The organism is Sulfobacillus harzensis (genome assembly GCF_012933365.1).
GTDB lineage: Bacteria > Bacillota > Sulfobacillia > Sulfobacillales > Sulfobacillaceae > Sulfobacillus_B > Sulfobacillus_B harzensis.
The window spans coordinates 1-11,232 of record NZ_JABBVZ010000107.1 but is presented as its reverse complement, the minus strand read 5'-3'; the positions used below and the strand labels follow the sequence as shown (position 1 = coordinate 11,232).

Annotated in this window: 9 protein-coding genes, 10 tRNA genes and 1 pseudogene; 1 reads left to right on the top strand and 19 read right to left on the bottom strand. The window is 55.5% G+C overall.

The genetic code is table 11. From position 1 onward, the window contains the following. From HIJ39_RS18930 to HIJ39_RS18860, 16 genes and pseudogenes are all read right to left on the bottom strand, one after another. Positions 1 to 308, bottom strand: a 308-nt coding sequence (locus HIJ39_RS18930) for a DUF6922 domain-containing protein (RefSeq protein WP_243239819.1), incomplete at its 3' end; no start/stop codon positions are given. Positions 309 to 1,503: 1,195 nt separating this feature from the next. Next, the gene (locus HIJ39_RS24340; RefSeq protein ID WP_243239818.1) at positions 1,504 to 1,986 is read right to left on the bottom strand and encodes a hypothetical protein; all 483 of its coding nucleotides are present in this window, start codon (positions 1,984 to 1,986) and stop codon (positions 1,504 to 1,506) included. Between the two features lie 59 nt (positions 1,987 to 2,045). Beyond that, positions 2,046 to 2,165: pseudogene (locus HIJ39_RS25250) on the bottom strand (transposase family protein); the annotation flags it as partial. A 100-nt stretch (positions 2,166 to 2,265) separates the two neighbouring features. Beyond that, the gene (locus tag HIJ39_RS18920; RefSeq protein WP_169102482.1) at positions 2,266 to 2,598 is read right to left on the bottom strand and encodes a hypothetical protein; all 333 of its coding nucleotides are present in this window, start codon (positions 2,596 to 2,598) and stop codon (positions 2,266 to 2,268) included. 719 nt (positions 2,599 to 3,317) lie between these two features. Then, positions 3,318 to 3,785 (bottom strand): hypothetical protein, encoded by a 468-nt coding sequence (locus tag HIJ39_RS18915; RefSeq protein ID WP_169102480.1) that lies wholly within the window; start codon positions 3,783 to 3,785, stop codon positions 3,318 to 3,320. A 25-nt stretch (positions 3,786 to 3,810) separates the two neighbouring features. Next, positions 3,811 to 3,901, bottom strand: a tRNA-Ser gene (locus HIJ39_RS18910). Positions 3,902 to 3,906: 5 nt separating this feature from the next. Next, positions 3,907 to 3,981: transfer RNA gene (locus HIJ39_RS18905), tRNA-Thr, on the bottom strand. 717 nt (positions 3,982 to 4,698) lie between these two features. After that, the gene (locus HIJ39_RS18900) at positions 4,699 to 5,418 is read right to left on the bottom strand and encodes a tRNA(His) guanylyltransferase Thg1 family protein (RefSeq protein ID WP_169102478.1); all 720 of its coding nucleotides are present in this window, start codon (positions 5,416 to 5,418) and stop codon (positions 4,699 to 4,701) included. A 37-nt stretch (positions 5,419 to 5,455) separates the two neighbouring features. Next, a tRNA-Pro gene (locus HIJ39_RS18895) sits at positions 5,456 to 5,528 on the bottom strand. Positions 5,529 to 5,541: 13 nt separating this feature from the next. Continuing rightward, positions 5,542 to 5,618: transfer RNA gene (locus HIJ39_RS18890), tRNA-Thr, on the bottom strand. Between the two features lie 7 nt (positions 5,619 to 5,625). After that, a tRNA-Ile gene (locus tag HIJ39_RS18885) sits at positions 5,626 to 5,700 on the bottom strand. Between the two features lies 1 nt (position 5,701). Next, positions 5,702 to 5,777, bottom strand: a tRNA-Pro gene (locus HIJ39_RS18880). 137 nt (positions 5,778 to 5,914) lie between these two features. Continuing rightward, positions 5,915 to 5,990 (bottom strand) — tRNA-Trp (locus HIJ39_RS18875). 7 nt (positions 5,991 to 5,997) lie between these two features. Then, positions 5,998 to 6,073 (bottom strand) — tRNA-Ala (locus tag HIJ39_RS18870). A gap of 1,245 nt (positions 6,074 to 7,318) precedes the next feature. Then, positions 7,319 to 7,852: a type II toxin-antitoxin system antitoxin SocA domain-containing protein gene (locus HIJ39_RS18865; RefSeq protein ID WP_169102476.1), complete on the bottom strand. Its 534-nt coding sequence runs from the start codon at positions 7,850 to 7,852 to the stop codon at positions 7,319 to 7,321. A gap of 297 nt (positions 7,853 to 8,149) precedes the next feature. Then, positions 8,150 to 8,222: transfer RNA gene (locus HIJ39_RS18860), tRNA-OTHER, on the bottom strand. Between the two features lie 78 nt (positions 8,223 to 8,300). On the opposite strand from HIJ39_RS18860, the gene HIJ39_RS18855 reads away from it, so the two are divergent. Next, a complete protein-coding gene (locus HIJ39_RS18855; RefSeq protein ID WP_169102474.1) occupies positions 8,301 to 9,059 on the top strand; it encodes a DUF3800 domain-containing protein in 759 nt (252 codons plus the stop codon). A gap of 327 nt (positions 9,060 to 9,386) precedes the next feature. Here HIJ39_RS18855 and HIJ39_RS18850 read toward each other — a convergent pair. The 3 genes from HIJ39_RS18850 to HIJ39_RS18840 form a co-directional block, all read right to left on the bottom strand. Then, positions 9,387 to 9,460, bottom strand: a tRNA-Trp gene (locus tag HIJ39_RS18850). A 382-nt stretch (positions 9,461 to 9,842) separates the two neighbouring features. Continuing rightward, positions 9,843 to 10,427 (bottom strand): methyltransferase family protein, encoded by a 585-nt coding sequence (locus HIJ39_RS18845; protein WP_169102472.1) that lies wholly within the window; start codon positions 10,425 to 10,427, stop codon positions 9,843 to 9,845. 607 nt (positions 10,428 to 11,034) lie between these two features. Beyond that, positions 11,035 to 11,232, bottom strand: a 198-nt coding sequence (locus tag HIJ39_RS18840; protein ID WP_207711790.1) for a hypothetical protein, incomplete at its 5' end; no start/stop codon positions are given.

Here is an 11,232-nt window from a genome sequence, read left to right as displayed (position 1 = left end):
CCCAACAGAATCAATGTCCAAAACCGTTCCATCGGCGGCGGGAGCATCGCGGCATGCCCGGGCTCCGCAATCCACGCACGAATGGCTTCCCAGCCGTAGACTCGGAACAACCAGTCCCAGTCGTCCAAGGCGCCATCGGATAAGACCGTGGGAATAATGACGGCCGCATGGCGTTCGCTGTCTAAAAGGTCAGCATGGTAACGATAAAACAGCCGTTGAATGCGCATCGGCAAGGTCATCAGCGCGGTTCTCGGTCGGCAGTGCGGGTGGGCGAAATCGATCAGGAAGGAGATCCTCGCGCAGTTCAACCACCTCCCTTCCTATTTATTATAGCCCTTCGCCCGATTCCAATCATGACCACGCGCTGCGCCCAGGTCCCCGGGGATTCCGACCCCGGCGCATAGCGCGTGCCAGTTAGTCCGGCGTACCGCATACGTCGTGAAATCCTTGTTCACAACGGGCGCAATAGAGCAATTCACAGACCAGGCACACTTCGCTCATCGGCGCACCACACGTTTCACAGGGGTACTCGCCTTCCGCGTCGTCCAAATGAAGCAGATGCCCCTCTTCCGAAGAACGCGAATTCGACGCATCCATTGCCGTCCCTCCCTTCTGAGAAAATCTCTACCCAAGCGGCGCGGCGAGAAGACGCGCCATCACCCTAATGGTGAGGGTGCATCATCACCTGGACTTGCGTGACAAGAGCGCGCCAGCGGGGCATCAGGTGATGAGCTAGCGTCTGTCCGTGGGCAATGACATTGGCCGTTGCACCGCTCTTCTTGAAAGACACCCGGAAAATTAACGCGTGTATGTCTACGTGGTCTATCTGGCCCTCTTACTGTGGCACTGTATGCAAGTGATAATGCGCCAAAATCAGGAGCGCCTTGGCATCAGCTTGCCATATCCTCACAAGGTTCTCCAACCGGCTTCTACCCACGGAACGCTTGAAGGAGAGCGTCACCCCCACTCAGGTCATTCAGTGGCGGGACGCATCCGGCGAAGCCGGAGCGAGTTGACCCTGGTCCAATGTGCTATTGCTTGTCGGGACAGATTCGCGCCGTTTTTGGCAAATCCCCTCTGGATGACGGGCAAGCCCGGGGAGTAGCGGATACCCGCGGTGGCCTGGCCAGGGGTGCGAAATGCACGTTGATAAAAGCGTTCGCTTGGGGCACAAAAAATCCGGCCCCACACATCCGAATGTGGATTGGTAGGCAAGATTACGGTGTCGACTTACACGCTCGCAATGGGCTGCTAGTTTATCCCACAACGTGACACAATGATTACCTTGCAGAATACTTGCGCTCGGAGGCTGACTGCACTAGTGGACGAACGCGACGAATCTCCGATGGCCGCTCCAGAGTATACCCATGTGGCCTCATACCATTTGTCTTCAATACTTCAGCTAATTCCAACGACCGAGCCAGCAGTTCTTTATCTAGATTAGGATTGTTCTTAAGTATCTGTTCCAATATCTCGTGTTTTTCGTTCCCTCGTTGCATGACCTCATCTCCCCGTCAAATATGGTATGTACTGTCCGTAAAAGTGCACAGCGCCAACGTGACCCAACTTGTCCATGTAGTCCTGCATCAAACTATGGTAATTCACAACTGCACCTTGTTTGGGTTCCTGTCCAAAATCCTCAATTTTCAACTTCAGTTCGGTTTGCAGCACTTCCATTGAAATTCCTGAACCGTGAGAGTGCCATCGACTGGGATCGTTTAGTGTGCGAGCAATGTCCACTGCGCTCTGCTCTTTCATTTCCTTTGTGACAACCGTACCAGATGTCTCTGTGTGCGTCCACTGCTTAAATTTGTACTTTACCAGCCATTCCTTTAGAAGTGCCACCGATAGCTCGCGCGCTTGTTCGCAATCCTTCTCCATCTCCGTGAGGTAATCCTCAAAGAGGTTCCGAATGGTGCCTTCGCTGACGCCCAGTTCCTCCGCGAGGCTTGCTCTGACACGTAGGCGGCCATCCGCTCGGTACACATGTGCTTCTCGTTGATGTCGGGCAATGGCTCACGAAACGTCGCCCCGCAGGCCCGACAGCGGTAACGCTGGCAGTCAATCACAAGCCTCACGCGCCGGCCGTGCATTGGCAGATCCATAAAGAGCTGTTGCTTTCGGCCGAAGCCATAGAGTGGTGCATCCACGAGGCCACAGGCCGGGCAGAAAGTGGGCGGTTTGGCCGTCTAGGTCACGATCTCGTAGCCGTGGGGCTTGAGTTCCTGGCTAATGACCCTCAGAGAGGGGCGGTTCAAACTGTCTTTAACTGGCGCCCACCCGACTTTCAGTGAGTGCGCAGGAGAAAGCAGCGCGGAGGGCTTCGCCAAACTTTCCCGTGGCCGTTGGTGTCCACGTGAGATCAGGGTCAACAAACTTCGCTTCCCATCGCCACGGGCCAACCATCTTCATTTCCGGCCACACAGTGCCCTCGCGCAGGTCACAGCAATAGGCTTCCACTGCCGGCAACAGGTATGCGAGGTCAGCGAAGTCGTGGGGGACACGACCAATACGCCATTCGGGGTGAAACGATGGGTCGTAGTAGGCATCGCCGAGTGTGTATTCTTCGTCGTCTACGCGCGAGATCGCTTCTGTCACAAGCATCCCTTGTTCCATCAGAGCATCGCGGCGCGGATTGCGCCACTGTGCGTCCCATCATTGCCGACACATTTCTCCGATGTCGTGAACAGTGTCGTCGGAGTGTAAATCATAGTTGTCGTGTCCCTGTGGACACGTCTTGGCAGGCTCCCACGCCAATTCATCCGGGAAACCTACTGCCGTCAATGCTTCGGCAATTTGATGGTTCGGGGTTACTTCAGTCATCGGGACACCTCTGCTTCTGCCGCGGCGACGAGGGCAACGCATGCGGGACAGTGCCAAAGGCCCATGCCTCTGGGATTGTCTTCCCAGCCATTCCGACGGAAGATGCGGGCTGCCTCGGAACGATCACTCACATTGGCCTCTATGACCTCATCGCAATCATACGAAACACAGGCCACACGATATGACACAACTCGCTCTATGATACCTACCACTGGGTTTCATCCTTTCATCGTTGATGAGTCAAGCATCATCGTTTCGGTTGCCGTAACGCCCAGACAGGTCACCCGCCACAACACGTTGCGGCACGCCTCAACAGGCAGGACTACCAAGCTGCATGTCTTCTCGATCAGCATCATCAACACCGCGAAGCCCAACAAGACGACACTACATAAGGGATGACAGCGGATGCAATGACCGCCAGTACGATAACCACTAAATCCATAAGCATGGGTGGATCCACCTCGGGTCGGAAATTCAGGAATAAGTCGAACAGGTTAATCGTGCAAGGTGCAGGCCACTGCGATGGCATCTGCATAGTGGCGCAAGAGTCTTAGCGCCTCTACCTCCCACGCCGCCCCTTTAAAGAGGCTGTGCCACCCGCCATACCAAGCTCCATCCGGGGTCACCAAGGCAAACGGAATCTTGTCGGCGTCCGCCGCATCGCCCGCACGCATGGCGTGCGTCGGCCCCAGCCAGTCTTCGCAGGTCCCGCCGCCAATGCGCCACGACTCCCAATATCCGCGCGGATTGACGGTGGTGTGGATTTGACCGGTGCCGCCGCATTCCGGACAAGCGGGATCGGGACGGGATAAAGAATCGGTCTCCACACAAAAACAAGGCTCAGTGTAAGGGGCTACGGTGCGATTCGAATCAAAGGGCGCCAGCAAAGCGGCCACGGCGTCTAAGACCCCGTCCTCCGGCGTGTCTGGCGGAATAAGGACCAGGGTCGTAAACCAACTCATCGGGATGCGCTCCTTTGCAACAAATTGGCGGATCGGGCAGGATTCGAACCTGCGAGGGAACGGGGTTCCCCAACCGGTTAGCAACCGGCCGCCTTCAACCCCTCAGCCACCGATCCAAAATTGGAGCCCGGAGCCGGACTCGAACCGGCAACCGGCCGTGTACAAGACGGCTGCTCGGGCGTTGAGCTATCCGGGCGAAAAAGTTGGCCGCCGAAGCTGGAAGATCACCTTGAAAAAATACGATGCAATATGTCCTGCCGCCAAACTTCGATGCTCATCGTTTGCAACCCCGTATGATGCCCGTACCACGAGGGGCCCCCGACGAAGACCTGAAGATCGGGATCGGATTCCAAGTGCGCTAGTCTGGCAAGGGCTCCGCTAGAAAGATGATATGGCTGAGATAATATACAGGCAGGTTGTCGATTGTAGGTCCAGTGGGTCACGTGATCTTGCCATGTGGAGTCATCAGGATCGGAATCATAGGAAACAGGACCAGCTCCACGTCGAAGCCAGCGCAAACTCTCATTATGCGTAGAAGATAATCGGAGGCCATAGCGTGTAGCCCACTCAATCAAATCACTGCGCGCCATGACGTATAAATTGGCACCATAGGGCCATCCACGAGGACCTCCAGGAACAATGCCAACAGTTTGAGCGCGCTGATCTAAATCAGCAATCAAGGCCCGATCCTCGGGGGATTGATGACGAGTACACCGTCGACCATCAGGAAAAATCAAACCAAACATACTACAGCACTGCATTAATGCATCATCGTCCTTTCGAAATAGAAATTCCTCGACATGTGTTCCAAGATTGGATTCAAGCCCTGGTGGTGATGAGCTTGCGAATCATCTGCGGACTCATAACTTGTTTGTACTGAGCTTCGGTTTGCTACGCCTCCCGTTTTCCCAGGCTACTCGTCCAGATCCGGTTCCAGCCTGCGCTCGATGTACGCGCGGTCTTGCGTGAAAATGGGCGTGTCTTCATCGACCTGCCAACCGCGAGTCTCGGCGTCACGGACGGCGCAACTCCCGCGTTTTTCCCATACCGCATAATCATTCCAGTTGATGCCGCGCTCCGTCCACAACCGCTCTTGCAGCACATCATTAGACACGCGCTCCAACGACTTGTGCGAAAAATACGCATAGCCCGCCATACGGATCGAATTGCGCACGGCGTCCTGCTGCCGCCAAATCAGATAGTTAGTCACGTCTTCTTTCGGCAACACGAACGCGCGGGCGTCAAACAACGCCAACGGGGCATCGGCAAACATCTGTCTCGCCCTGTCGTTAAAGGTCGCCGTCGCCAGGGACGCGGTAATGGAGACGATTTTTTGCAACCGCTTGCCGAAGGCCGGTTCGGTGTCAAGACCGAAATAATCCTGCAGAATCAGCGAGATTTCATCGCTCTGTGTGTATCCGAGAACGACGCCTTGAATGTCCTGGCAGAGCGCCAGCATCGTGTCCGCCATGAGATGGTGCAGGTCCGCGTCAAACGGTTTGACAGCATGGACGGAGCGGGTCCATTGATGAAAGTTCTTGCCATCCAATCGCACAATGCAGGGCATGCGCCCCGTCAGCGTGATATCCGTGACAGCCTCGTACCGTTTCATGCGGTCACCGAGTGAGTCCATCGCAGTCGGCCTCCTAAAATGGCGTAGAGAAACTGGGTTGCGGGAGCAGGACAAGAACCTGCGCGTGCGGGGTTCCAAACTCCGGGCTTTACCGACTTGGCGATCCCGCACTGGGACAAAAACTGGAGCCCGTCCCGCGATTCGAACGCGGAACCCCGGCTGTACGAAAGCCGTGCTCTGGCCAATTGAGCTAGACGGGCCAAAAAGTGGTTGCGGGAGCGGGAGTCGAACCCGCCTAACAGGGCTTATGAGACCCCGGAGTGACCGCTACTCTATCCCGCGATGGTACGGATGGCCGGACTCGAACCGACGGCCTTACGCGCCCGAGGCGTACGCTCTACCTACTGAGCTACATCCGTATGGTGGTATCACTCCCGAACTCAAGTCGGAGCCTTCTCGTCTTCAGGCGGGCGGCTCAGACCATCTAAGCTACTTTCACTCCACAGAAGGAATCGGATGATGGTTATAGCTGTTGACGACTAGAGTGGGAGTGGCATGGCATGCGCGAAGGGACTCGAACCCCCATCAACGGTTTTGGAGACCGTCATCTTTTCCAGTTAGAAGACGCGCATATGAAAGTGGTGGACAGGACGGGACTTGAACCCGCAACCTTCCGGGTGCAAACCGGACGCTCTCCCCATTGAGCTACCCGCCCAAAGAAACTCGACAATAACCAAATGCGCGGTGGGACACCGCGTGGCCACACGATAGCGGCGAACGAACGATGGCACGATGCTGTAGTCGGCACTCACTGTTTAATTTGCATTTCTTGTCCCCTCCCATATACGGCTAACGTACTCAGAACAGCGATCCTTGCAATCTTGGAAGGTCCCGCCCGCGATGCAGACGTTCTCCGGCGGCCTTACTCCCTGACCTGCGCCCACACTCTTAGGACACTCGGGACGCCCAATCCCCGGATCACCGGGATTCCACCCCGGCCGGAAGTTTTAGGCCCAATGGGCCCAAGGACGTAAGCCTCTTGCAAGGATGACAGCGCGTGTGTGGGCGTTTCACCCACCCTGGATCATCCAGCCCCTATGCACGCGTGTCGACAAGGGTATAAAAACATCGGGCCCCACCACCCGAGTCGTGCCCCGTTGCGCCGGGTACTATCAGCAACGGAACGCCCACCGATGCCACAGCGGTCGAGTGACCCGGAGCGATACCGCAAGTAGCATCGGCCCAAACCCAATCAACGCTGGCATGCCGCCTAGCGCCCTGTCGGGCGCGTCGTCCCTCATTCGCGAGAGAGTGTTCGAACAGCAGCCAGCGTGTCGCGGTTCATGGCGGCCCGTCCTGCCCGGGCTCGATGACCAGGTTTCTCCAAGAGACCCAGACGGTCATCGTCGGACCACGGAGGCACTCACACAGGGAGTCGCTCCATCGCATCGTCCAGCGCGTCATCTCGCCGCGCGGCGCCATGAGATAATTAACTCCAATGTTCACCACGGCGAGAACGCCGTGGATACTCTGAGGTTGCCGATTTGATGAAAAAGTCACCGAGAATTATCCGGGCCGTACCATGAAAATCGATAAACCCTGACACCGCCCGCGTAAGGGGCGGAACGCAATACCGCTTGATGTTGGTTCTAACGGGGTGTTGCGAAATCCACGGATTACCCGTGCAGAATTGAGCGATAGAACGTGTTGTTCGGCCAGTTCAATCAGCGCGCTCGATGGCCAGTCAAGTGACGGTTTCGTCGTCGAATGCATACCCAATGCGGTAGGGCACGTGATGGACGCCTTTGACGAGCCAAATGTGCTTTGTGGTCAACCTCCCAGAATATATCGGGCCGGTTGCTCAGTGCCCAGATGACGCCATCCAACAAGGCATCGGCGTTCAGGGAAAACTGTGCTTTTTTGTGTAGAGAAAAGCTTCGACTCGATGACGGTCCGCATGCTACCAGCCATACTCTTGAATCAACTCTTGCGTCCGTTGGATATCGGACGGTGTAGGAGGTTCAGGGGATATCAAGGCGCTCTCGTAGGGAATGGCATCGCCTTTCCTCGCGACTTTCCATCCGATAAACGGATGGGACCATTCCGTCAATTCGTGCCCGTTATAAGGCGCCGTACTGTCAATGACAGCATCAATCAGGGCCATTTCTGGGCCTGTGAACACCTGAAGATTCGGTTCACGCAAAGCGGTGAGTCGCTCTTGAGGGTTCGTCACGCCAAAGAGCGAATGCAAGCGAACCGCAGCCTCGCCGCGTTGCACCATCTCGGCACGGAGAGCGGACAACTGGCGCGGCACAGGGCCCAACTCCAGAGCAATGTATTCGGCTTCTGTAATGGGTCGCTGCCAGGCTAAATAAGCTGAAACATCGATCGCAAACAAGAGCTTATTGAGTTTAACCGCCCCAAAACGGGGGTCAGACTCGCATTGAATGGCAAGATCGAGCACCAGTTCACGCAACTTCTCCGAACCAGCCATGGGGGATCACCTCCGTTGGTGCTCTGATTCCGCTGATATCTTTAGTATATCCGTTGTGCAGCAATCCGTATACGACGCCGAGCAATCGGAACGCATGAAGCGGATTCCGCTGCGCGGGCATCGTCTCAAGAGGGAAAAGAGTCACGGCGGCGGGTCCTGCCCCCGCTTGGCCCGTCACTGACGACGTCCGGACAACCGAACGTAGGGCCGCTGCGTCGCACGGTGTCATCTCGCCACCTGCGCCGTGATAGATGTTGTCAAACTCAAATGGGAGACGATGGCAATCGTCTCCAAAAGTGGAGGCCAAGGTGAGACTCGAACTCACAACCTGCGGTTTACACCGCTGCTCTGCCCATTGAGCTACTCGACCAGGGGAAGCGCTTCGTGCGCCAACGCAATGCCCGTGGTGGTAGGCGCCCTTGCAGGAAGCCGGAGGACGATTAGACGCATGGGAGAGTGCAAGGTTCAAGGAGATTTTTGGGTGTACAATAGCCGTATGACAATTTCAATGTTTGGTTACACGGACGAAAGTGGTCGTATTGGAAAAGATCCTTTATTCTTTTTTGCTACGTTGTGGTGTACTCGTGAGGGACGTACCCGCATGCATGATATAGTGAATAAAATTCGCCAACAGCATCAATTCTACGATGTACTGCATTTTAGCGAGATGTCGTCCAAAAGGTCTATGGTGTACAAGGCTATCGGCGAGGCATTAGGGCCATTACCAGACTGGTTCATGGATGTGATGATTTATCGTAAAACTACTGATCCCAATGGACGACCATACAACTTCGAACATTATGGCACACCTCAGGATCCGCCAGAGCTTAAGAAAGCTCGAGTGTATAACAAACTTCTAAAATATCATTTGAACAGCGTTATCCGAAATAACGCACTCGAAACATGGGCATTGACCATCGAAGATCGCAACCGCCCACGAGATGACAACGGAAAGACGTACGTTCAACAGGCTATGCAGTCCTTTTTTGTTCCCGTGGTAGAGTTTGCGCCTAAGCGTCATGATGACTTGTTACAAGTTATTGACCTTTTTCTCGGTGCGTATGCATTGAACGCCTATCATAAGAGCGGGGAGACTCCCATCAATCCTCCTGGTCTTCGGAAGCAGGACGTCGCGGAAACCGTTCTCGTAGCAATTCGACATCATATCAGAAGGCCCTGGTGGTGGCAGGCCCGACAACGCCTATAGAAAAACCGTGCGGCATTCGCCTAGCGCAGAGACTGCGCGTCGTCCCTCCATTCGAGAGAGTGTTCGAACGAATGTCGCACGGGAAAAATCTCTAAGACATAACCGGCATTCGCCTAGCGCAGAGACTGCGCGTCGTCCCTCCATTCGAGAGAGTGTTCGAACGAATGTCGGAAATCAACTGGACGATAAAATTATAACAGATAAAGTGCCTTGTCGCAAAAATATTAAAACAAAATAAGCGGGGCTGCCGTAGCCGCCCCCGCCGACCGGAACAATTCCGATCCCCAATGACAGTATATCATTAAATCGTAAAATGTCAAGAAAACTTGGCAGACGCGGCAGGAGTTGAACCCGCATTGGCGGTTTTGGAGACCGCTGTCCTACCGTTGAACGACGCGCCTGTATTGTGGGGTGGATTCCCCAACGCCGACTTCAGCCCAAGAGTTAAAAAGATCGGCTAAGTGCAATCCATGGTTGGAATTTCCTGTTTTTCAATGCAAACCACCCTCTCCAGTGATCGGGACCCAGGTTGGAATATACGGTCCGTACTCGACGGTTTGCGCCCCCTCGCGGGTTGGAAAGTCCCTGGAAGACGGATCGGTCAGTGATGGGGCAACTGCTGATCGGTCTCGATAAGATCAGGATACTCTCGGCTGATCGCATTCATTGAACCATGGATACTCGGTCACCATCGATGGGTCGAGGGCAGGTGCTACGGTACTAACGCCCCCGAATGTACTGCAGTCAGCCAAGAGGCTGTACCTTGTGCTTCGTACAAGACGGTTATTGTTGGGCCGCGGGCGGCCGACACCGCGCACGCGGGATCAGCGCGGGCACCAACGCCCGGTACTGCGCATACTCGGCCGGATAGACGTGACTGAGCAGCCGTTCTTCTGCCCGAAGCTTGATCCACAACACGCCTGCCGTCGCAATCAAGATGGGAACCCACTGGCCAAACCCGGAAAACATCATGGTGCCCGTCACCAAACAAAGGGCACCGGAATAAATGGGGTGCCGCGTAATCCCATAAGGCCCGCGCGTGATGAGGTGGTGGTCTGCTCCGATGGTTGGCGCCTCGGTGAATTGCGGGCCTAACGTCTGTCGACTCCACACGATCCAGAGGCTTCCGACGAGGGCCAGCACCACGCCGGCGGCCTGGAACTCCGGTCCCGTCACCGACAAAGGAGTCCACACCCTCCGCGGTACGACCTGAACCACAAGCCCTATGATCACGCCATAGATAACCCAAACGAGGGACGTCCGGGGATTTTGCATAAGCGGCCTGGATCGTCTCAGTTGCGCCTTGAGTCCGCCCCCAATCAACGTCACGACGACGATTGCCCAGCATGCCCATATGACATCACGCATGGAGCGCACCTCGAACGAGCCCGCCTATGATAAAAAGTCCAGCGCCAGTGGCGATGAATTGTCGCTTCGTCATAACGGATCTCCTTTAAGAACAAGAGTCATTCGAAGCTCACACGATAACCCAGTTTGATAGTACCGGAAAATTATGCTAGGTCACTATCCGGCCCTTTAGTGCATTAAGGATCACCAACCCCGGCGGCTAGTCCAACCATATTTTGCACAATACAGCGGATTATTTCGAAGGCCCAATCAACCAGGTTTTGCACAAAACAGGCCGAATCACTCGCGATGAGGTAGGAGGCCATCCAACCCTAGATTGCAAATAGCCAAAAGATCATGGCGGCGGGTCCTGCCCCGGCTCCGTTCCGTTTAGGGTGGTCGTGTTCCCAGCGAGCGGCCGCTGCTGGGGAGGCTCTGCCCTCCCAATGGCCCGGGGGAGAAGCAGGCCGACCGTACCACAGATGAAATTCGCCCTACAACTCCAGCCTGGCCTGGCTAGAGCTGGCGGCGCGGAACGATACACCAACCTCAGCCCGTCATCTCGCCGGGCTGCGCCATGAAATCAACTGGAAATGCAAGGAAAACGTCATGCGGCCGGCAGGCCGCGTTAAGGGTGGGTGAAGAGAACGGTGACAAATCCAACCACGATAACCACCAGCGTTCCCCAATACCAATACTGGAGCCCGGTGAGCTTCTGATCGAATTTCGCATCGAGCCTATCAATTTTCTGATCGAATTTCGCATCGAGGCTCTCAATGCGTTGGGTGAACTTCGTATCAAGCTCCTGCATTTCTTGGCGCAAACT